This window comes from Actinopolyspora xinjiangensis, assembly GCF_900104475.1.
GTDB classification, from domain to species: domain Bacteria; phylum Actinomycetota; class Actinomycetes; order Mycobacteriales; family Pseudonocardiaceae; genus Actinopolyspora; species Actinopolyspora xinjiangensis.
This window is the reverse complement of sequence record NZ_FNJR01000005.1, coordinates 136,372-157,785: the sequence shown is the minus strand read 5'-3', so window position 1 is coordinate 157,785 and position 21,414 is coordinate 136,372. Positions and strand designations below refer to the sequence as shown.

Sequence of the window (21,414 nt, the reverse complement as noted above, 5' to 3'; positions counted from 1 at the left end):
ACGCCCTCCGTCAGCCTCGGTGGGAGTGCACGAAGTCGACCAGCCTGGTCAGCATCTCGGGATCGGTGTCCGGCAGCACCCCGTGCCCGAGGTTGAAGACGTGCCCACCGGCCGACTCGCCCTCGGCGAGTATCCGTTCGGTCTCACCGCGCACCGCCTGCCAGTCGGCGAACAGCACGGCCGGATCCAGGTTTCCCTGAACCACGGGACGCGACTCCCCTCGCCGCTCGATCCGAGACACCGCGGTGTCCAGCGGAACCCGCCAGTCCACGCCGACCACGTCCGCACCGGACTCGTGCATCGCCCCGAGCAGCTCGCCGGTCCCCACCCCGAAGTGAATCCGGGGGACCTCGCCACCGGTGTACTCCGCGATCCCCCGCAGGATCCGGCTGGTGTGCGGCTGCACGTAGGTGACGTAGTCGCGGGGGGAGAGCGCACCGGCCCAGGAGTCGAACAGCTGAACCGCGTCCACCCCGGCGTCGACCTGCACCCGCAGGAAGTTCAGCGTGGTCTCGGCGAGCTTGCCCAGCAAGGCGTGCCAGGTTTCCGGATCGGAGTGCATGAGCGCCTTGGTGCGCTCGTGGTTGCGGCTGGGGCCGCCCTCGACCAGGTAGGAAGCCAGGGTGAACGGCGCCCCCGCGAAACCGATCAGCGGGGTCCGCCCCAGCTCGTCGAGCAACAGCCGGATCGCCTCGGAGACCCCCTCGACGTGCTCGGGTTCCAGCTGCGGCAGGGCCGCCACGTCGGCGGCACCGCGAACCGGCTGGTTGACCACGGGACCCGTCCCGGAGACGATGTCCAGCCCCACGCCCGCCGCGTAGAGCGGGAGCACTATGTCGCTGAACAGGATCGCGGCGTCCACCCCGTGCCTGCGGACCGGCTGCATGGTGATCTCGCAGACCAGGTCGGGGGTGAGACAGGCCCGCAGCATGGGGACGCCTTCCCGTACCCGGCGGTACTCGGGCAGGGAACGGCCGGCCTGTCGCATGAACCACACCGGGGTGTGCTCGGGTGTCCCCCCGTTCGCGGCCACCAGCAACGGAGCATCGTCGAGTCGGCGCCGGTTGGAGACGTGCGTGGGATCGGTCATCGGGAGTCCTCCGCTGGTTCGAAAGAGCTGGCGGCGCCGTGGGGCCGGTGCGGGGCCCCGATCGCCGACACGACGAAGTGTCGCGGAGTGGGAAGGAGCGCGGCCGAGCGGGGGCCGCCCGGTACCGCGGCGGCTCCGGCGAGCGGCCCGTTCGGGTGTCCGGTCTCCGGAGGCAACGCCCGTGCCCCGCCCTGTTCCGGGGACCGTCGAAACGAAGTCACGGGATGTGCCCCGGTGCCCGGCGCCCCGTCACGCGCTGTCCGGACCATCGCCATCGGCGTCGGCAGCGCGCGCCGCTCGTCGAAACGGGCCATTCCGAAAGTACCCCTCGGTAGTGCTCTGCCGGATCCTGCCGCGTCGGTCGCGCGTCGTACCCGCTGGGACGCTCACAGCCCGCACCGCCCCACGCGAGCGGTGTGCCACGACGGGTTCACCGCCTCGCGCTCCCACGGTCACCGCGGCACGGTACCCGCCCGGAGCGGGACCACCGCGGGCGAGCGCCGACGGACGGCTCCACCGCGCGACCGCACCGGAGTCCGGAGCCACGACGTCCCACCGGTTTCCGTGGAACGGGCCGGTTCCGTTGCCGGGCCGGAACGGCGGATCCGCCGGGACGAGTCCTTCCTCATGCTCGCACGTCCGGATACGGGGACACGCGTCCGGTGGACTGTTCGTGATCTCCGGCGTGGCGCCGCCAAGTGGTTCCGGAGGGGTCCTACAGTCCCCTGCTGTGACCGAGATGTCGGCGATTCCCATGGTTTTCCGGGACGCGGTGGAAACACTGAAGTCCCCTCCTCCGCGCAGGGAGATCGAGCTCAGCGAGATCCGCCCCCCGAAGCGGCTCGCACCGTGGACGCACGCACTCGCCGCCGAGGCGAGCGGCCCCGAGGGGACGGCTGTCACGGCACGGCTGGTGCTGTTGCACGACCCGGACGGGCAGCCGTCCTGGGACGGTGTGCTGCGACTGGTCGCCTACCTGCGTACCGACGTGGGCAGCGACCTGGCCTCCGACCCCGGCGTCGCGGAACTGGGGTGGTCGTGGCTGGCGCGGGCACTGCACTCGTGCCGGGCGGAGTACACGGCGCTGGGGGGCACGGTGACCGTGACCTCCTCGGCCCGGTTCGGTGAGATAGCGGAGCCGGCTCAGGAGCACGAGCTGGAGTTGCGGGGTTCGTGGACCCCCTCGGAGACCGACCTCTCGGCGCACGCCCGGGCTTTCCAAGAGATGATCACCGCCGCGGCCGGGTTGCCGCCGGTAGGGGTGAGTGTGTTGGGCAACCGCACCCCCGAACGCCGCAGGCACGTCTGAACCGCCCGCCCGGCGGCGAGACCGTGCCGGGAAGCGGTTCATGCCGGACCAGCCCCGGCAGTCCGCTCAACACGGGCGTACCGGTCACCGAAGCCCCTTCCGGACGAACGGAATCCACCTGCCTGTTCCGGGCAGCGAGCCGTTCGCTCTCGGCGAAAACCACCGAGGCGTCACACCCCGGTGCTCCGTACCGGACCGGAAGGATCGAGCACACGAAGATCGAAAGCGCTGTATCGAATCATTACGTTCCGGCGTTAACACTGTTTTTTATTACCACCCGAAAGAAGTAGGCAGCGTCACATCGAAGGCAACTCGATCGGGATACATACCCGTTTGATCGTCCCAATAATCCGCTCGGACGGTTACGCTACAACCTGAACGACACCACTTTCGGTCGATCAGTGGCGCGGCTGATCGGCCGAGAGTCCCGGTGCCGGTCGGGGGGCACGACCGACTCCAGGGAGGTAGTGACGTGGCTGCCGTCGGCTTAGGTCAGGCCGCTCGTACCACGCCAGCCGGTGCATTGCCGGCTAACATGGTTCCGCATCCGCGGGAAGAGCTGTTCACGGTGCTCGTGGTGGACGACCATCCGCTGCTCCGGGAGGCCATATCCTCCCGGCTGCTGCAGATGGGCGCCGGCACGGTGCACGAAGCCGCATCGATGGCCGAGGCCAAGGCACGCGCCTTGGCCACCGGTCCGTGCGATCTGGCAGTACTCGATCTGGGACTGCCCGACGGGACGGGTGTAGACCTGGTTACGGAACTGCGTACCCAGGGCTGGCCACGCATCGTGGTGCTCGCCTCGTCCGACGACCCCTACGCGGTTCGGGCCGCCTTTCAGGCAGGGGCACAGGCCTACCTGCTGAAATCGGCCTCACCCACAGTGGTCACGGACGGAGTGCGCCGCGTGCTGGACGGCGGGGTCTACGCCGATCCGAACGTGGCTCCGGTACTGGCTGCCGGTACCCGGGTTCCGGGTACCGACAACACGCCGCGCGAGCTGTCCGCTCGTGAGATCGAGGTGTTGCAGCTGGTGGCCGATGGTCGATCCAACAAGGAGATCGGCGAGACGCTCAATTTGTCCGCTCTCACGGTGAAGAGTCACCTGTCGCGGATCGGGCGCAAATTGGGCACCGGAGACCGAGCCCAAATGGTCGCGTTGGCAATGCGGGCCGGAGTGATTCGATGACCTGACAACGCACATCGAACCGGTCCGGGACCGGTGAATCGGACCGTTCGGCTCCCTCAGTCGACAGAGGGACGTATCGTCTGGGAGCCGTGGATGCTGTTCACCCCGAATCCGCCGAACCGGACCGCTCCGAACCAGTGTTGCTGACACGTCCCGCTGGTGGTGTTCCACCCGTGGTCGAGCAGCCCCGATCCCTTCGCCTCGCCGCAGCGGCTCTGACCGCGGGCAGCGGGCCGATCGCGATCGACACCGAACGTGCCTCCGGGTACCGCTACTCGCAGCGGGCTTACCTGCTGCAGTTACGCCGCGAGGGCAGCGGCACGGTGTTGATCGACCCGATCGCGCTCAACGGGGATCTGGGGCCGCTCGTCTCCGCACTCGGCGACACCGAATGGGTACTGCACGCGGCCTCGCAGGACCTGCCGTGCCTGGCCGAGCTCGGCCTGCGCCCGAACCGGCTCTTCGACACGGAGCTGGCGGCCAGGCTGGCCGGTTACGAACGGGTGTCACTCGGCGCGCTCACCGAGCGGCTGCTGGCGTACCGGCTGGAGAAGGGCCACGGCGCGGCCGACTGGTCTCGCAGGCCGCTGCCACGCGAATGGCTGGTGTACGCCGCCCTGGACGTGGAACTGCTGGTCGAGCTGCGTACCGCGTTGCACGCGGAGCTGGACAGGCAGGGCAAGCTGGACTGGGCGACGCAGGAGTTCGAGGCCGTCCGCACCACACCGCCCACCCCCGCCCGCTCGGAACCATGGCGCCGCACCTCCGGTATCCACCGGTTGCGGACCCCGGTACAGCTGGCGATAGTGCGTGCGCTGTGGGAGCTGCGCGACGACATCGCCCGTCGCCGGGACATCGCACCGGGCCGAATCCTTCCGGACAATGCGATCATCCGAGCGGCACAGGAGAACCCCGCCACCAGGGAGGATCTGGTCGCGCTGCCGGTGTTCGGCGGCAAGCAGCAGCGCAGGCGCTCGGGACAGTGGTTCGAGGCGCTGCGTGGCGCCCGGGAACTCGACAAGGACGCGCTGCCCTCCACCGCCGCCCCGACCGACGGCCCGCCCCCCGCGAACAGGTGGGCGGAGCGGGACGCCACCGCGGCCGCCAGGCTGAACGCGGTCCGGAACGTGCTGAACGGGATCGCCGAGGAGAACAGGCTTCCGGTGGAGAACCTGCTGCTGCCCGATCTGGTACGCAGGTTGTGCTGGCAGCCGCCCTCGGAGATCGCGGTGGAGCCGATCGCGGAACACCTGCGGGAGCGTGGTGCCAGGCGGTGGCAGGTCGAGCTGACGGCGGAACCGATCGCGAAGGCGATCCGCGAGTCCGACGACACCCATGCCGACCAGGGGGGATAATCCTCCCGGCAACCGGCGGAGGCACGCGTTCCCCGTTCTCGTGGCAACGGCTCGGCGGGTGTGGTCCAGTAGACACCGATCCCGGTGGTTACCGTTCGGTAATGAGCGCTAGAGTGCACGTTACCGGCCGGTAGCGGCATGGCCCGCCGTCGGGCAGCGTGGCCGCCCGGTCTGCGCGTACCCACATCGACAAGGAGCACGCCGTGGCAGCACCTGCGTCGGCAACAGCCGACACGAGCAGCGGCCCCGCATCGGCGGGAGCGCCGCGTGCCCTCAGGAACGTGGTCTTCGTCGACGGCGTCCGCACGCCGTTCGGCAAGGCAGGCACCAAGGGCATGTACGCCGAGAACCGCGCGGACGACCTGGTCGTCAAGGTCATCCGCGAACTGTTGCGGCGGCAGCCCGAACTCCCCCCGGAACGGATCGACGAGGTCGCGATCGCGGCCACCACCCAGATCGGCGACCAGGGACTGACTATCGGCAGGAACGCGGCGCTGCTGGCGGGACTGCCCAAGTCCGTCCCGGGATTCGCGATCGACCGGATGTGCGCCGGCGCGATGACGGCGGTAACCAACATCGCGGGCGGCATCGGGTTCGGAGGCTACGACATCGCCATCGCGGGCGGTGTCGAGCACATGGGCAACCACCCCATGGGTGAAGGGGTGGACCCCAATCCACGGTTCGTCTCCGACAACCTGGTCGACTCCTCCGCGCTGGTGATGGGCTCCACCGCCGAGAACCTGCACGACCGCTACCCGAACCTGACCAAGCAGCGCACCGACGCCTACGCGGCCCTCAGCCAACAGCGCTACGAAGCGGCGGCCGCGGCGGGCAAGATCGCCGCCGACCTCGTTCCGGTCGCCACCCGCTCCAGCGAGAGCGGCTGGGGGCTGGCCACCGCCGACGAACCGCCGCGTCCGGGAACCACCGTGGAATCGCTGCAGGGCCTCAAGACGCCCTTCCGCCCCCACGGGCGCGTGACCCCCGGTAACTCGGCGGGGCTCAACGACGGCGCGACCGGCTGCGTGGTCGCCGACGAGGAGACCGCCCGTGAACTGGGGCTCTCCGTCGGGATGCGCATGGTCGGCTACTCCTTCGCCGGTGTCGAACCGGAGGTCATGGGAGTGGGGCCCGTCCCGGCCACCGAGAAGGCGCTCAAGCGCGCCGGGCTGACCATCGACGACATCGGGCTCTTCGAGATCAACGAGGCGTTCGCGGTCCAGGTGCTGGCCTTCCTGGAGCACTTCGGAATCGCCGACGACGACCCGAGAGTCAACCAGTGGGGCGGAGCCATCGCCTGCGGGCACCCCCTGGCCTCCTCCGGCGTGCGGCTGATGACCCAGCTTTCCAGGCAGTTCGCCGAACACCCCGAGGTCCGCTACGGCATCACCACGATGTGCGTCGGCTTCGGCATGGGCGGCACGGTGATCTGGGAGAACCCGAACCACGACGAGACCGCCGGGGGCGCCAAGTGAGCATCGACAGCGAAACCACAGCCCTGTTTCCCGACGAGGTCGTGACCCACGCCCACACCCGGGTCGTCGAGGTGCCGGGAATACGCGGCAGGGTCGCGCTGATCACGGTCGACAACGGCTACGACCACACCAGGCCGTCCACGTTCGGTCCCGCCGGACTGGCCTCGCTGGACGCCGCGCTGGACGAGGCGTTCGCAGCCGAACCCGCCGCCATCGCCGTGACCGGCAAACCGTTCGTGTTCGCCGTCGGGGCCGACCTCTCCGGCATGGGCCAGCTCGGGGAGCGGGAGTACGCGCACCGCATCGCCAAGGCCGGACACGACGTGTTCCGGCGGCTGACCGAGTCCGAGATCCCCACCTTCGCCTTCGTCAACGGCGCCGCCCTGGGTGGGGGACTCGAACTCGCGCTGTCCTGCCACTACCGCACCGTGGCCGACAACGCGGGCGCGATCGCGTTCCCGGAGTGCTTCCTGGGGCTGTTCCCCGGGTGGGGCGGCACGCAGCTGCTGCCCAACCTGATCGGTGCCGACCAGGCGGTAACCGTGATCCTGGAGAACGCGCTGAACCAGAACAAGATGCTCAACCCCGAGAAGGCCACCGGGATGGGCATCTTCGACGTCCAGCTGGAATCCCCCGACTTCCTGGAGGAGTCGCTGCGCTGGGCCGCTGACGTGATCAACGGCTCCCGCACGGTGCGGCGCGCCGAGATCGACCGCGGCCAGGCCTGGGACGACGCGCTCAACCGCGCCAGGGAGATCGCGGCGAGCAAGACGCACGGCGCCTCCCCCGGCGTGGACAAGGCCGTCGAGCTACTCGAGATCGCCAGGAACGGCGACCTCGACGCCGGTTACGCGGCCGAGACCGAGGCCTTGGCCGACGCGCTGATGACCGACGAGCTGCGCGCCGGTCTGTACGCCTTCGACCTCACCCAGAAGCGGGCGAAGAAACCCGCCGGTGCCCCGGACAAGTCGTTGGCCAGGGACGTCAACAAGGTGGGTGTCGTCGGTGCGGGGCTGATGGCCGGACAGCTGGCCCTGCTGTTCGCGCGGCGCCTGGAGGTGCCGGTGGTGCTCACCGACATCGACCAGGAGCGCATCGACAAGGGCGTTGCCTACGTGCACGGCGAGATCGACAAGCTCGGCGCGAAGGGGCGGCTCTCGCAGGATGGGGTCAACCGGCTCAAGGCGCTGGTCACCGGTTCGCTCGACAAGGGGGCCTTCGCCGACGCCGACTTCATCATCGAGGCCGTGTTCGAGGAGATGTCGGTCAAGCAGCAGGTGTTCGGCGAGCTGGAGCAGCACGTCTCGCCGGAGGCGGTGCTGGCCACCAACACCTCCTCGCTCTCGGTCGGCGAGATGGGCGCCAAGCTCGCCCACCCCGAACGGGTGGTCGGCTTCCACTTCTTCAACCCGGTCGCGGTGCTGCCGCTGCTGGAGATCGTGCGTGGCGAGCGGACCGACGACGCCACGTTGGCCACCGCGTTCGCCGTGGGCAAGAAGCTCAAGAAGTCCTGCGTGCTGACCGCCGACACCCCGGCGTTCGTGGTCAACCGACTGCTCACCCGTTTCCTCGGCGAGGTCATCGCCTCGGTCGACGAGGGGACCCCCTTCGAGGTTGCCGACCGGGCGCTGAACCCGCTGGGGTTGCCGATGAGCCCGATGGTGCTGCTGCAGCTGGTCGGGCCCGCCATCGCACAGCACGTCAACGAGACCATGCACGCCGCCTACCCGGAGCGGTTCGGGATCAGCGACAACCTGCGGCGGTTCGTCGACGCGGGCAAGACGGCCGTGTGGACCACCGACGAGGCGGGCAACCAGATCGTCGACCCCGAGGTCGCCGAGCTGTGGCAGCAGGGCGACAACCCGCTCTCCGAGGAGCAGGTCCGTGATCGCGCGCTGCGCGCGCTGGCCGAGGAGGCGCGGATCATGCTGGACGAGGACGTCGTCGTCGAGGCCGCCGACCTCGACCTGTGCATGCTCCTCGGTGCGGGCTGGCCGTTCTGGTTGGGCGGCATCACTCCGTACCTGGACCGTTCGGGCTACTCCGAGCTGGTCAACGGCAAGCGCTTCCAGCAGCCGGGGGTGGCCAGCCTGCCCAGCAGCTGAGCGAGCGTTCCGGAGACTCCGGCCGGGAGTCACGGAGTGGCCGGTGCTCGAGGGCCGGGACGGTACCCACCGTCCCGGCCCTTCTGGTGTGGAGTGGTCCGCGACGCCCCGAGCGGAGCAGGCGTCGCGCACGGATTCCTCGGAGCCCGTGCCGATTCGTTCCCGGTGACGGCGCTCGCGTGGGTAGCCTCGGAGCACAGCTGTCCCCGGCGCACGGTGAATCGCACGCACGGCGGCTCGCCGGTCGTGGCAGGATGGATCGCGAACGAGGTGAGGTGATGCTCGGTGACCGCGCTTGTACAGCACGAGATCGGCCCGTTCACGATCGACGACTGGCACGCGCTGCCCGCCCGCGCCGACGGGTCGCGCCTGGAACTGCTCGAGGGGTACTGGCTGGTGACGCCACCACCGAGCGGCCCGCACCAGTGGGCCGAGAAACAGCTCGTGAACTTGCTCGACAGGGCCATCGCGTCCACGCCGAACGCGCTGTACGCGGTGGGCGGCATCGGCGTGGAGCTCGGCACCGCGCGGCGGACGGCGCTGATCCCGGACTTCGTGGTGCTGGACACCGCCCCCATCGGCAACTCGTTCGGCGCCGAGCACGTACGGCTCGCCGGAGAGATCTGGTCACCGGGCAACACCGCACGGGAACAGCGCGACAAGCTGGACGCCTGCGCCGATGCGGGCATCCCGTTCTTCTGGAGCGTGGCCCAGGACGGTCGTGGGCCGACCGAGCTGGTGGCCTACCGCCTGGACGGGGGACGGTACACCCCCGCCACATCGGTGCGCCTGGGTGACGGACCGGTACACATCGAGGAATCACCCGCACCGCTGGAACCGGACATCGCCACCCTGCGGCTCTGAGAGCCCTCACGCGGGCGCTTGCCGAGGTGGTGGTTACCCGGGGTTCAGCCGGGGCTCGTCACCGCGCGGCGGGAAGCCGCACGGTCACCGAGAGTCCGCCTCCGGGAACCGGACACGCCGAGACGCTGCCCCCGTGCGCCCCGGCCGCCGCACGTACGATGGACAGGCCGAGCCCGGCGCCGGTACGGGCGGTGCGCTCCGCACCGACCCGTCGGAACGGTTCGAACAACCCCTCCACCTGGTCCGGGGAGATCTCGGCTCCCGAGGAGGCGACCGTCAACGAGGTCCACTCCCCCGAAGTGCCGGTGATCACGGCGATCCAGCCGTTGTCGGTGTTGTACCGCACCGCGTTCTCCAGCAGGTTGCCCACCACCCGTTCCAACAGCGCCGGATCCCCCATGGCGAAGGCGGAGGCGGGACTCACGTCCGTCCGCAACCCCGACCCGCGCGTCTGTTCGTCCAGGGTTCGCAACGCGCCGCGCGCCAACTCGGTGAGGTCGACCGGCTCGCGGCTCGGCAGTTCGGCCCCCTCGGTGCGGGCCAGCAGCAGCAGCGACTCGACGAGTCGCTCGGACTTGGTGGTCGCCTCGCGCACCACCTCCGCCATCCGGCGCAGCTCGGCCGCGTCGGCATTCGGGTCGGACAGCGTCACGTCGAGTTCGGTGCGGATCACCGACAGCGGCGTGCGCAGCTCGTGACTGGCATTGGCCACGAAGCGGTGCTGGGACTCGAACGCGCTCTGCAGCCGGTCCAGCATCCCGTCGAAGGTGTCGGCCAGCTCGGCGACCTCGTCCCTGGGGCCGTCCAACCGGATCCGTTCCCCGAGCGAACGCGCGGAGAGCCGCCGCGCGGTGCCGGTCACCTCGTGCAACGGCCGCAGCACCCTGCCACAAACCGTCCAGGCCAACACGGCGGCCGCGAGCACGACGGCCACGAACGCGAAACCGCCCGCCAGCAGCACCCGTTCGCGCGCGCGGCTTCGCAGCGCCTTCCCGAGCTCGTCCGCCGAAACCGACACGCCGTCCACGCGCACCGTGGTTCCGGAGGGAATGCGGGGCACCGCGGCCACGACGTCTCCAACCAGCAACCAGCCGAGCCACAACAGCAGACCGCTGACCAGGGCGACCAGCACGGTAGACAGAATCGTCAGTCGTAGTCGCAGTCCGGGCCCCCGCCGCTCGGCGGGCTCCGAGCCCGTGAAGCGCCGCGCGGGACGAACCCGGAGCGGCATCACTTCTCGCCCGTACCGGAGACCTCGGCGTCCGGGGCCTCGGAGGAGCCCCGGGAGTCAGCAGAGGGAACGCGGTATCCCGAGCCGACCACCGTCTCGATGACGCTCGGTTCGCCGAGCTTCTTGCGCAACGTCATCACCGTCACCCGCACGGTGGTGGTGAACGGATCGGCGTGCTCGTCCCACACGCGTTCCAGCAGCTCCTCGGAACTGACGACGGCACCGCGCGCGGCCAGCAACACCTGCAGGACCCCGAACTCCTTGCGGGTCAGCTCGATTTCGCCCCCACCGCGGCGGACCCGCATCCTGGCCGAGTCCAGTTCGAGGTCCCGCGCGGTCAGCAGCGGCGGCGTGGCGGGGGTGGAACGCCTTCCCAACGCCCGCACCCTGGCCACGAGCTCGTCGAAGGCGAAGGGTTTCGCCAGGTAGTCGTCGGCCCCCAGCGAGAGCCCCTCGACCCGGTCGTCGACCGTCCCACTGGCCGTGAGCATCAGCACCCTGCTGAGCTCCTCGGCCTCGACCAGCTCGGCGCACAACCGGTCTCCCGACAGCGAGGGCAGATCGCGGTCCAGCACGACCACGTCGTAGCGCGTCACCGCGATCTTCTCCTGGGCCGCCAGGCCGTCGTAGGCGACGTCCACGGCGAGCCCCTCGCGTCTGAGCCCGCGCGCGACCGCGTCGGCGAGCGGCTGTTCGTCCTCCACCACAAGGATCCGCACGTGTTCACCGTGCCACAGCACGGTGGTGCCGGACGATCAGGGCGACGGCTCGCATCACTCCGGTCGCGGAGTGTCCAGATCGGTGGCGATGTCCCCCTCCTCGTCGAGTCGCCCCTCCAGGCGGTCGGCGACCCACTCGGTGATCCTGCGCGCCACGTCCTGCTCGGTGAGTCCGAGCTCGGCGAGCACCTCCCCGCGCGAGGCGTGGTCCAGGAAACGGTTCGGAACCGCGAGATCGCGCAACGGGACGTCGACGTCGGCGTCGCGCATGGCGGCGGCCAACGACCAGCCGAACCCACCGTGCCTGCCGCAGTCCTCGAGGGTGACGACGAGACTGTGCTCACGGGTCATGTCGAGCACCGCGTCGGGAACGGGGAACACCCAGCGCGGGTCGACGACGGTGACTCCGATCCCCTGCGCCGAGAGCCGCTCGGCCGCGGCGACGGCGAGTTCGCCGAAGGCACCGACGGCGCTCAGCAGCACGTCCCGGTTCTCGTGCTCGCCGGGGCGGCGCAGCACGTCCACTCCTCCGACCCGTTCGAGCGCGGGCACCTCGTCTATGACCGTTCCCTTGGAGAAGCGCACCACGGTGGGGCCGTCCTCGACCGCGACCGCCTCGCGCAGCTCCTCGCGGAGGGTGACGGCGTCCCTGGGGGCCGCGACCCGAATGCCGGGGATCACGCCCAGCACGGACAGGTCCCACATGCCGTTGTGACTGGGGCCGTCGTCCCCGGTGATCCCGGAACGGTCCAGGGTCACGGTCACCGGCTGCCGGTGCAGCGCCACGTCCATGAGCAACTGGTCGAAGGCCCGGTTGAGGAAGGTGGAGTACACCGCGAACACCGGGTGCAGACCACCCATCGCCATCCCCGCGGCCGAGGTCATGGCGTGCTGCTCCGCGATGCCCACGTCCACACACCGCTCGGGGTACTTCTTGGCGAACTTGTCCAGTCCGGTCGGACCGAGCATGGCCCCGGTCAGGGCGACGATGTCGTCGCGCTCCCCACCTATCCGGACCAGTTCGTCCGAGAACACGTTGGTCCAGCTGGTGGCGCTGGGGCCAGTGGGGGCTCCGGTGGCGGGATCGATGACCTTCACCTGATGCATCTGGTCGGCCTCGTGGTTCTCCGCCGGGGCGAAACCGTTCCCCTTCTGAGTGACAGCGTGCACGATCACCGGACCACCGAACGCCTTGGCCATCCCGAGGGCGTAGTCCAGCGCCCTGAGATCGTGCCCGTCCACCGGGCCCAGGTACTTGATCCCGAGGTCGGAGAACATCACCTGCGGGCTCAACGCGTCCTTGATGCCCCGCTTGGCCGCGTGCAGCCCGGTGTAGAGCGGCCTGCCGACCACCGGGAGATTGCGCACGGTGCGTCGACCGTTCTCCAGCGCCCGCTCATAACCGGGACGCAGCCGCAGCGAGGCCAGGTGCTCGGCCAGGCCACCGATCGTGGGCGCGTACGAACGCCCGTTGTCGTTGACCACGATCACCAGCGGACGTTCCTGGTCGGCGGCGATGTTGTTGAGGGCCTCCCAGCACATGCCACCGGTCAGCGCGCCGTCACCGACCACGGCCGCGACGTGGCGGTCGGAACCGCTCAGCCGGAACGCCCGCGCCAGCCCTTCCGCGTAGGACAACGAGGTGGAGGCGTGACTGTTCTCGACCAGGTCGTGCTCGCTCTCGGCCCGGGACGGGTAGCCGGACAACCCACCGCGTTTGCGCAGTCGGTCGAAGCCCCGCTGCCTGCCGGTGAGGATCTTGTGCACGTAGGACTGGTGCCCGGTGTCGAACACGATCGCGTCGTGCGGTGAGTCGAACGCACGGTGCAGCGCCAGGGTCAGTTCCACCGCACCGAGGTTGGGGCCCAGGTGACCACCCGTGCGCGAGACCTTCTCGATCAAAAAAGACCTGATCTCGGCGGCGAGCTCAACCAACTCACCGTGCTCCAGGCGCTGGACATCGGCCGGACTGTGCACGGACTCCAGCAGCGTCACCGCTCCACCTCGCTCGTCGTGACCGGCTACAGGTCGATTGGGAAGGGCCGGTCCGCCTCACCGGCCGGCCTGGTCCGCACCGCGCGACCTCCTCGCTGAGTGGGCCGCGTTGTGCGGACTTCGGTTGTCACATCACGTACTACCCGTCATGTACTACAGGGCCACCACGTGACTTCGCCAGTCTACGGAGTCACGAACGAGGCGGCTCCACAAGGCGGCGCGACGCGCTGACTCACGAATCCCGTTCAGTATCCTCCAACAGAGCGATGCATTCCACGTGTTGGGTCATCGGGAAGGCGTCGAACGCCTCCAACCGCGCCAGCCGGTACCCGTGCCCCTGGAACAGACCGACGTCGCGCGCCAGGGCGGCCGGGTCACAGGCGACGTGGACCACCCTGCGGGGCCTCGCCCCGGCGATCGCCTCCACCACGGCACCACCCGCACCCTTGCGGGGCGGATCGAGCACCACCACGTGCGGGGCGGGAATCGTCGGCTCGGCCACCAGGCGCTCCACCCTGCCGGACCGGACACGCACCTGCGGCAGATCGGATAAGTTCGCCTCCGCGTCGCGCACCGCCGATTCCCCGGACTCGACCAGCACCACCTCCCCGCTGGGCCCCACCTGCCGCCCGAGCACGGCCGCGAACAGCCCGACACCGCCGTAGAGATCCCACGCCCGTCCTCCGGACGGGACGTCGGCCATCCGCGCCACGACCTCGGCGAACCGCTCGGCAGCGGCCGGATGCACCTGCCAGAACCCGTCCGAGCGAACGCTCCACTCCCGTCCGGCGGCCGTCTCGTGCGCCGTTCCGGTTCCCCGCACCTTGCGCGCGCGCTTGGTCGGCCGGGCGCCGCGTCCGGCCGAGCCCCGGGACCGAACCGAGTACTCGGTGACGTGCACGCCTCCCGAACCGTCCCGGGTGACCCCGAGTTCGGAACCCGGCGTCCAGGTTCGGGAGGTGACTCCGTCCAGCGCTCCCTCGACCGTGATCGGACAGTCCCGCACCGGTACGACCCGATGACTGCGGTGCGCCCGGAAACCGGGCCGACCGCTCTCGTCCACGGCCAACCGGACACGGCTGCGCCAGCGCAACGGCCCACCGGGGAGGGGAAGCACTTCGACCGGATGTTCGACCCCGGCGAGTCTGCTCAGCTGCTCACCCACCACGGCTGCCTTCAGCTCCCGCTGCACGGCGGGATCCACGTGCTGCCAGTCGCAGCCGCCGCAGCGATCGGTCCCGCGTGACATGTCGGCCAGCGGGCAGGGCGGCTCCACTCTGCCCGGCGCGGCTTCGAGCACGGCCACGGCGTCGGCCCGGCAGAACCCGCCGCCGCGGTCCTCCGTCACCAGCGCCTCCACCGTCTCTCCGGGCAGGGTGTGCCGCACGAATACGACCCTCCCCTCGTGACGAGCCACGCAGTGCCCGCCGTGTGCCACCGCACCGATCTCGAGGCGGAGCCGCCGCCCTTTCCAGTCCGGTTTCTCGTTCAACTGAGTAGCTCCAATCGGTGGAAATCTCGCCCTCCTACCGGCGGACGGGTCGAGCACGGGGTGGGGGCCGCTACCAGGAGCCCGGGAACGAACGAGGAACACCGCACCCGAAGTGGGGCACGACCGGGACCGCTCAACGTCGTCCGTTGCCCTTCTCGTCCTGCCCGGCTCCCCAACGCACCGAACCGCGCGGCGTGGGCGCGCGCAGATCCACCCTGGTGGAGGACTCCAACTGCCAAGGGACGCTGGTGACCATCACACCCGGCTCGAACAACAACCTGCTCTTGAGACGGAGCGCACTCTGATTGTGCAGCAGCTGCTCCCACCAACGACCGACCACGTACTCCGGGATGAAAACGGTCACCACGTCGCGGGGACTGTCCCGCCGGATCCGCTTCACGTAGTCCACGATGGGACGAGTGATCTCCCGGTAAGGGGATTCGAGCACCTTGAGCGGCACCGCGATCTCACGCTCCTCCCACGCCGCGACGAGTCGCCTGGTGTCCGAGTCGTCGACGTTGACGGTGATGGCCTCCAGCTCGTCGGGACGCGTGGCGCGCGCGTAGGCCAGTGCCCGCATACTCGGCAGGTGCAGCTGCGAGACCAGCACCAGTCCGTAGTTGCGGGACGGCAGCACGGCCGGGCCGTCGGTGCGCCGCAATTCCTCGCTGACCCGGTCGTAGTGCTTGCGGATGCCGCGCATCAGCACGTAGCCGGCCGCCATGGCCGCGATCGCGATCCAGGCACCGTGCACGAATTTCGTGATCAGCACGATGAGAAGCACCGTGGCCGTCATGGCGAGACCGATCGAATTGATCACGCGCGCCCGGCGCATGCTCGCCCGCGCGGCGGGGTCCTCCTCGGTGCGTAACCGCCGGTTCCAGTGCCTGATCATGCCGCTCTGGCTGAGCGTGAACGAGACGAAGACGCCGACGATGTAGAGCTGGATCAGCTTGGTGACCTCGGCCTCGAACACCAGGACCAGCACGATGGCGAATCCGGCCAGGAACAGGATGCCGTTGGAGAAGGCGAGCCTGTCACCGCGGGTGTGCAACTGCCGGGGAAGGTACCGGTCCTGCGCCAGGACCGAACCGAGCAGCGGGAAACCGTTGAACGCGGTGTTGGCCGCCAGCACCAGGACGAGGCCGGTGAAGAAGATCAGGTAGTAGACGGCTGGGCTGAAACCACCGAACACCGCGTGCGCGAGCTGCGCGATCAGCGTCTTCTGCTCGTACCCCTCCGGCGCCCCGACGAGCTGGTGCCGCGGGTCCTCCGCGATGACCACACCGGTGATGCGGGCCAGCATGAGCAGCCCCATGAACATGGTGACGGCGATCAACCCCATCATCAGCAGGGTCGTGGCCGCGTTGCGCGGTTTGGGCTTGCGGAATGCGGGGACGCCGTTGCTGATGGCCTCCACCCCGGTCAACGCGGCGCTGCCCGAGGAGAAGGCCCGCAGCACGAGGAACGCGAAACCGAGTCCGGCTATCTGGGAGGGTTCCCGCGCCAGTTCGAACCCCGCGCTCTCGGCGCGCAGCTCGTCACCGAGCACGTAGGTGCGGTACAGCCCCACGACGATCATGCCGAGGATACCCAGCACGAAGGCGTAGGTCGGCACGGCGAAGGTGGTCCCGGACTCGCGGGCGCCCCGAAGGTTCAACGCAGTTAGCAGCGCGATGGCCCCCACGGCGAACGCGACCTTGTGCGTGGCCACGAAAGGTATGATCGAGCCTATGTTGGCTGCCGCCGAGGAGATCGACACAGCCACGGTGAGCACGTAGTCGACCAGCAACGCGCTGGCGACCACGAGCCCCCAGCGACGACCGTGGTTGACGGTGGCGACCTCGTAGTCACCGCCGCCCGAGGTGTAAGCACGAACGTTCTGGCGGTAGGAGGCCACCACGACCAGCATCACCGCGACCACCACCAGGCCGATCCACGGGCTGATCGCGTACGCCGAGACCCCGGCCACCGACAGCGTGAGCAGGATTTCCTGCGGCGCGTAGGCGACGCTGGACATCGGATCCGAGGCGAACACCGGCAGGGCGATGCGCTTGGGCAGCAGCGTGCGGGAGAGCCGATCACTGCGGAACGGTCGTCCTACCAGCAGGCGCTTGGTCGCGGTCGCGAGCTTGGACACGGCCAAGAGCGTAGGAGGCATCCCGCCAACCAGCGCCGCGGGATCGAAACATCGATCCGGGCGCGATGTCCCGCCGCTGGAGGGGTGGCGGGAGCGGAGAGTCCCCTCGCCGACCGGCGAGAGGACGCCGACCGACTACCTCGCAGTTCCCCGCCCCCCCCCGGGAGCGTGCACCGGAATCGGACGACTCACCCGGGGCCGCCCCCCTGAGGGACAGAACTCCGCCTCACTCGATACGGTGCACCGGCCCGCCTCGACGTAGCGCGCCGTGTCGATCAGACCTGTCATCCGCCACCGGATCGGGTCGTTTCGAAACACGGGGGCCGTACAACACCGGCGGGTACTGTCAGAGCTGTGGGAAGGGGCACGGATCCCGTCGCGATGGGTCCGGCAACCAGCCGAGAGCGAGGAACCGGTCGTGCATGTCGTGATCATGGGCTGTGGCCGAGTGGGGGCTTCCCTCGCGGCCGCACTGCAACGGCTGGAGCACACCGTGGCGGTGGTGGACAAGAACGGTGAGGCGTTCCACCGGCTGAGCAAGCAGTTCCACGGTCAGTGCGTGACCGGGAACGGCTTCGACCGGGACGTGCTCACCGAAGCCGGGATAGGCCGGGCCGAGGCGTTCGCCGCCGTTTCCAACGGGGACAACTCCAACATCGTCTCCGCGCGCGTCGCCAGGGAAACCTTCGGTGTGGATCACGTGGTCGCTCGAATCTACGATCCGAAGCGGGCCGAGGTGTACCAGCGCCTGGGAATCCCGACGGTGGCCACGGTGCCGTGGACCACGGACAGGTTCCTCCGGATGCTGCTCCCCGAGGGAGTGGCGACGGAGTGGCGGGACCCCTCCGGGTCAGTGGCCGTGTTGCGACTCCCGATGCACGAGGGATGGGTGGGCAGCCGCATCCGTGACCTGGAGACCGCCACCGGCTGCCGGGTGGCGTTCATCATGCGGTTCGGCAACGGTGTGCTGCCGAAACCCGACACGGTGGTGCAGGCCGACGACGCCGTCTACATCGCGGCCCTGTCGGGAACGATCACCGAGATCACCGCAACGGCGCAGCGCCCACCCGAGGAGACCGAGTAATGCGCATCGCCATCGCCGGAGCAGGCGCGGTCGGACAGTCCATCGCCGGAGAACTCCTCGAGGGCGGGCACCAGGTCATGCTCATCGAGCGCTCCGCGCAGAACTACCAGCCCAGGGCCATCCCCGGCGCTCAGTGGGTACACGCCGACGCCTGCGAGCTCTCCTCGCTGGAGGAGACCGGCATCGAGACCTGCGACGTGGTAATAGCCGCCACCGGTGACGACAAGGTGAACCTGGTGGTCTCGCTGCTGACCAAGACGGAGTTCGCGGTCCGGCGGGTGGCGGCGCGGGTGAACGATCCCCGCAACGAGTGGTTGTTCAACGAGGCGTGGGGGGTCGACGTCGCGGTCTCGACACCGCGCATGCTCGCCGCGATGGTGGAGGAAGCTGTCAGCGTCGGCGACATCGTCCGGCTGATGACGTTGCGGCAGGGGCAGGCCAACCTGGTGGAGATGACCCTGCCCGAGGGCACCCCGCTGGCGGGTCGACGGGTACGCGATCTGACGCTTCCGTCGGACGCCGCGCTGGTCACCATCCTCCGGGGCGGGCGGGTCATCGTCCCGCAACCCGACGACCCGCTGGAGGCCGGCGACGAGATGCTCTTCGTCGCCTCGGGCGACGTGGAGCAGCGGATCAGCGAGCTGGTGCACGATCCGCCCGCCGTGGAGTGAGAGCCGGGAGACCCAGTCCGAGCGGGCTGGCCGGCCCGCTCGGGTGACCGCGAGGCGCGAGCCACCGCTGGTCATTGCCTCGCCTGGGCCCACCGCCGAAACGTGGTACGGCGGCGGGGTTCCACGGCACGAACATCCCGGGGGTGAACCGAGGGAGCCGAGCTCCACTGTTCCTACCGGACGGCCTCACACCCCCGATCCGGGACGCGGAGCGGCCACGTCGCCGCTGCCGCTCACCGATCCCGGAGAAGCGGTCCCACCGTCCCGCTCGGCCACCTTGCCCGCCCGTCGGATGGCCCAGACCGTGACCAACAACGCCAGCGCCGTGAGCGGATAGCTCATCGCGATGCGCGCCACCGCGAGCCACCCCGTCTCGTCCGCGGCGTAGAGCCACTGCTGCACCACGAACTTGGCGACGAAGACCACGGTCCAGGCCAGCGTAGCCAGATCGTAACCGGTCATGGCTTCGCGCTGGTGTCGCCACCGAAACCCCTGCCCGTTGAGCAAGGACCAGGCGACTCCCACCAGGGGCCACCGCACGAGCATCGAGACCAGGAAGACGCCGCCGTAGAGCAGGCTGGTCCAGATTCCCAGCAGGAAGAAACCCTTGGCGTCCCCGGTGCGGTAGGCGATGAAGGAACACACCGCCACGCCGATCACACCCGAGATCGCGGGTTGCAGGGGTTCCTTACGGACGATCCGCACCACGGCCAGCAACAGCGAGCTCGCGACGGCGATCCAGATGGCCGGGACCATACCGACCAGCGAGTTGGCGACCACGAACACGACGATGGGAACGGCGGAGTAGGCGAGGCCACTGACGCCGCCCATCTGCTGCAGCAGTGTCTGCTCGGTTCCGTCCGCCCCGGCGGCGGGAACGCGCACCCCGAACGGCGCCCTGGGTGGATCGGCCACCTCGGTGGATTCGCCGTCGGACGCCTCGTTGAAACTCCGGACGGGATCCGTCCCGTCCGGAGTCGATGAACCGGATTCAGTCATGCGGTGTTCTGCAACTCGTAGTAGGGATTGTAGAGAACCTTGTGACCATCACGATCGGCAATTCGACCGCGTGCCTTGATAGTCCGACCGGGTTCGATCCCGGTGATTTGACGTCTGCCGAGCCAAACCAGGGTCACCCCGTCCGTACCGTCGTACAACTCGGCCTCCAGCGTGGGAACCGAGGCCTTGGGAGCCATCCCGACACAACGGACGCGGCCCAGCACCTCCGCCTGTTCACCACATTTGCAATCACACGCGCGCCGTGCTCCGCTCGCCCTGGACCTCTCGGAGAGGTCGTCGGCGTCGAGTTCGGCGACGTCACTCGTGAGGCGGCGTACGAGGCGGCGGAAGTAGCCGTCTCGGGTATTGCTCATCTCGCGCTCCCGTGCGCAGTGGGCCAGTGTGCCCGCGCGGGTTCCACCCGTGCGATTCAAGCCTAGTCTCGTAGTCCAGCCTCATCGGGACAACGAGAACACGGTCGGAGAGGATTCCCCGAGACCGGTTCCCACCCCGGCCGGACTCCGAACGGTCGTCAGGTTCCGGCCTGTTCCTGCTGTCGCTGGATGTGCTGTGCGATCTCCTCCGGGAGTTCTATCGGCAACGGGGTGCGCACCGGCATCGGCTCCGTACCACGGTCGACGATCGTCTCGTCGATCACGGCGTAGAGCAGCTTGGTGCACGCGTCGAGGTCCTCGGAAGGACTGGCCGCCACACCGCGCAGCAACCAGCGCGGCCCGTCCACCCCGACGAACCGCAGCGACGTCCGATCCGTGTCGGCGACGATCTCGGTGTCCCAGATGCCCTGCTCGTGGCGGACCTCGGCTCCGTCGGAACGCAGCTGCTCCACCAGCTCCTGTCGCACCTCCTGCCAGAGGTCTCCGGTCCGGGGAGCGGCGAACGCGCTGACCGTGAGCCGCCCGGAAGGAGTCAACAGGTGCACCGCTCGCACGGGCCCCGCCGGATCCACCTCCACCTGCAGCTGGCTGTTCTCCGGAACGGGCAACCGCACCGAGCCGAGGTCGAGTCGCTCGACCTCGTCGTGGGGGGCCTCCTGCCTGTCGTAGGGACCGCCCTCGGGAACGGAGTCCACCTCACCGTGGTGGTCCTCCCCGATCTCGGAGCCACCCGCGTCATCCTCGCGCCCGTCGCGACGGCGCCATCCGAACATCCCGTCAGACCTCCGTACTACCGGTCGTATTGCCTGTGTCGCCGACTTCGGCCGAAACCGTCAACGCGTCGTGACCTCCGGTCGAACCATAACCGCCGGAACCGCGTACCGACTCCGGCAGTTGGCCGACCTCTTCGAAAACAGCGTGTTCGACACGCTGCACCACCAACTGGGCTATTCGGTCCCCGCGCCGGAGCACGATCTCCCGGTCCGGATCGTGGTTGATCAAGCACACCTTGATCTCGCCCCGATAGCCCGCGTCAACGGTTCCGGGAGCGTTGACCACTCCGAGCCCCGACCGGGCGGCGAGTCCGGAGCGCGGATGCACGAACCCGGCACAGCCCTCCGGGAGGGCCACGGCGATGCCGGTTCCCACCACGGCCCGCCTGCCGGGAGGCAGCACGAGATCCTCGGTGGTGACGAGATCCGCGCCGGCATCGCCGGTTCTGGCGTAGGACGGCGGCGGCACGTCGGGGTCGAGACGATTAAGCAGGACCTTCACGCTTGGCACGGGGCGCAAGACTACCC

Annotated in this window: 18 protein-coding genes; 8 read left to right on the top strand and 10 right to left on the bottom strand. The window is 69.4% G+C overall.

The window, feature by feature from the left end; genetic code table 11:
• Window positions 1-10: 10 nt before the first annotated feature.
• Complete coding sequence (gene hemE, locus BLQ75_RS09560; RefSeq protein WP_092600760.1) at window positions 11-1,090, bottom strand: uroporphyrinogen decarboxylase; 1,080 nt, start codon at window positions 1,088-1,090, stop codon at window positions 11-13.
• Between the two features lie 730 nt (window positions 1,091-1,820).
• On the opposite strand from hemE, the gene BLQ75_RS09550 reads away from it, so the two are divergent.
• From BLQ75_RS09550 to BLQ75_RS09525, 6 genes are all read left to right on the top strand, one after another.
• The gene (locus BLQ75_RS09550) at window positions 1,821-2,399 is read left to right on the top strand and encodes a DUF3000 domain-containing protein (RefSeq protein WP_092600757.1); all 579 of its coding nucleotides are present in this window, start codon (window positions 1,821-1,823) and stop codon (window positions 2,397-2,399) included.
• A gap of 535 nt (window positions 2,400-2,934) precedes the next feature.
• Window positions 2,935-3,588 (top strand): response regulator, encoded by a 654-nt coding sequence (locus tag BLQ75_RS09545; RefSeq protein ID WP_017976119.1) that lies wholly within the window; start codon window positions 2,935-2,937, stop codon window positions 3,586-3,588.
• Between the two features lie 89 nt (window positions 3,589-3,677).
• Window positions 3,678-4,943, top strand: a complete 1,266-nt coding sequence (locus tag BLQ75_RS09540) for an HRDC domain-containing protein (RefSeq protein ID WP_092600755.1) — start codon at window positions 3,678-3,680, stop codon at window positions 4,941-4,943.
• A gap of 281 nt (window positions 4,944-5,224) precedes the next feature.
• Complete coding sequence (locus BLQ75_RS09535) at window positions 5,225-6,418, top strand: thiolase family protein (protein WP_092600753.1); 1,194 nt, start codon at window positions 5,225-5,227, stop codon at window positions 6,416-6,418.
• Window positions 6,415-8,523 (top strand): 3-hydroxyacyl-CoA dehydrogenase NAD-binding domain-containing protein, encoded by a 2,109-nt coding sequence (locus BLQ75_RS09530; RefSeq protein ID WP_092600751.1) that lies wholly within the window; start codon window positions 6,415-6,417, stop codon window positions 8,521-8,523. The genes BLQ75_RS09535 and BLQ75_RS09530 overlap by 4 nt, the downstream gene beginning before the upstream one ends.
• A gap of 285 nt (window positions 8,524-8,808) precedes the next feature.
• Entirely contained in the window at window positions 8,809-9,387 is a 579-nt protein-coding gene (locus BLQ75_RS09525) for a Uma2 family endonuclease (protein WP_092600749.1), read from the top strand.
• Between the two features lie 58 nt (window positions 9,388-9,445).
• On the opposite strand, the gene BLQ75_RS09520 is transcribed toward BLQ75_RS09525, so the two are convergent.
• The 5 genes from BLQ75_RS09520 to BLQ75_RS09500 all read right to left on the bottom strand — a co-directional run bounded on the left by BLQ75_RS09520 (window position 9,446) and on the right by BLQ75_RS09500 (window position 16,964).
• On the bottom strand, window positions 9,446-10,618 hold the full coding sequence (locus BLQ75_RS09520; RefSeq protein ID WP_092600747.1) for a sensor histidine kinase: 1,173 nt from the start codon (window positions 10,616-10,618) through the stop codon (window positions 9,446-9,448).
• On the bottom strand, window positions 10,618-11,337 hold the full coding sequence (locus BLQ75_RS09515) for a response regulator transcription factor (RefSeq protein WP_092601049.1): 720 nt from the start codon (window positions 11,335-11,337) through the stop codon (window positions 10,618-10,620). Before BLQ75_RS09515 ends, BLQ75_RS09520 begins: the two co-directional genes overlap by 1 nt.
• A 54-nt stretch (window positions 11,338-11,391) precedes the next feature.
• Window positions 11,392-13,332: a 1-deoxy-D-xylulose-5-phosphate synthase gene (gene dxs, locus BLQ75_RS09510; protein WP_092600745.1), complete on the bottom strand. Its 1,941-nt coding sequence runs from the start codon at window positions 13,330-13,332 to the stop codon at window positions 11,392-11,394.
• A gap of 232 nt (window positions 13,333-13,564) precedes the next feature.
• On the bottom strand, window positions 13,565-14,824 hold the full coding sequence (locus BLQ75_RS09505; protein WP_092600743.1) for a class I SAM-dependent RNA methyltransferase: 1,260 nt from the start codon (window positions 14,822-14,824) through the stop codon (window positions 13,565-13,567).
• Between the two features lie 133 nt (window positions 14,825-14,957).
• Entirely contained in the window at window positions 14,958-16,964 is a 2,007-nt protein-coding gene (locus BLQ75_RS09500; RefSeq protein ID WP_092601047.1) for an APC family permease, read from the bottom strand.
• Between the two features lie 418 nt (window positions 16,965-17,382).
• Here BLQ75_RS09500 and BLQ75_RS09495 point away from each other — a divergent pair, with 418 nt between their 5' ends.
• On the top strand, window positions 17,383-18,048 hold the full coding sequence (locus BLQ75_RS09495) for a potassium channel family protein (protein WP_092600741.1): 666 nt from the start codon (window positions 17,383-17,385) through the stop codon (window positions 18,046-18,048).
• Window positions 18,048-18,719, top strand: coding sequence for a potassium channel family protein (locus tag BLQ75_RS09490; protein ID WP_092600739.1), 672 nt, complete (start codon window positions 18,048-18,050; stop codon window positions 18,717-18,719). Before BLQ75_RS09495 ends, BLQ75_RS09490 begins: the two co-directional genes overlap by 1 nt.
• Window positions 18,720-18,905: 186 nt before the next feature.
• Here the strand turns inward: BLQ75_RS09490 and BLQ75_RS09485 are convergent, their stop codons facing one another.
• From BLQ75_RS09485 to dut, 4 genes are all read right to left on the bottom strand, one after another.
• Complete coding sequence (locus BLQ75_RS09485) at window positions 18,906-19,718, bottom strand: DUF3159 domain-containing protein (RefSeq protein ID WP_092600737.1); 813 nt, start codon at window positions 19,716-19,718, stop codon at window positions 18,906-18,908.
• Entirely contained in the window at window positions 19,715-20,092 is a 378-nt protein-coding gene (locus tag BLQ75_RS09480; protein ID WP_092601045.1) for an OB-fold nucleic acid binding domain-containing protein, read from the bottom strand. Before BLQ75_RS09480 ends, BLQ75_RS09485 begins: the two co-directional genes overlap by 4 nt.
• Before the next feature lie 158 nt (window positions 20,093-20,250).
• Complete coding sequence (locus BLQ75_RS09475) at window positions 20,251-20,886, bottom strand: DUF3710 domain-containing protein (RefSeq protein ID WP_092600735.1); 636 nt, start codon at window positions 20,884-20,886, stop codon at window positions 20,251-20,253.
• 4 nt (window positions 20,887-20,890) lie between these two features.
• A complete protein-coding gene (gene dut / locus BLQ75_RS09470) occupies window positions 20,891-21,397 on the bottom strand; it encodes a dUTP diphosphatase (protein WP_092600733.1) in 507 nt (168 codons plus the stop codon).
• Window positions 21,398-21,414: the final 17 nt, after the last annotated feature.

What these genes read in the sequence shown, in the direction of transcription:
- BLQ75_RS09480 (WP_092601045.1), bottom strand. Translation starts at nt 20,092, where the DNA reads ATGAGCAATACCCGAGACGGCTACTTCCGCCGCCTCGTACGCCGCCTC.
- BLQ75_RS09545 (WP_017976119.1), top strand. Translation starts at nt 2,935, where the DNA reads ATGGTTCCGCATCCGCGGGAAGAGCTGTTCACGGTGCTCGTGGTGGAC.
- hemE (WP_092600760.1), bottom strand. Translation starts at nt 1,090, where the DNA reads ATGACCGATCCCACGCACGTCTCCAACCGGCGCCGACTCGACGATGCT.
- BLQ75_RS09475 (WP_092600735.1), bottom strand. Translation starts at nt 20,886, where the DNA reads ATGTTCGGATGGCGCCGTCGCGACGGGCGCGAGGATGACGCGGGTGGC.
- BLQ75_RS09485 (WP_092600737.1), bottom strand. Translation starts at nt 19,718, where the DNA reads ATGACTGAATCCGGTTCATCGACTCCGGACGGGACGGATCCCGTCCGG.
- BLQ75_RS09520 (WP_092600747.1), bottom strand. Translation starts at nt 10,618, where the DNA reads ATGCCGCTCCGGGTTCGTCCCGCGCGGCGCTTCACGGGCTCGGAGCCC.
- BLQ75_RS09490 (WP_092600739.1), top strand. Translation starts at nt 18,048, where the DNA reads ATGCGCATCGCCATCGCCGGAGCAGGCGCGGTCGGACAGTCCATCGCC.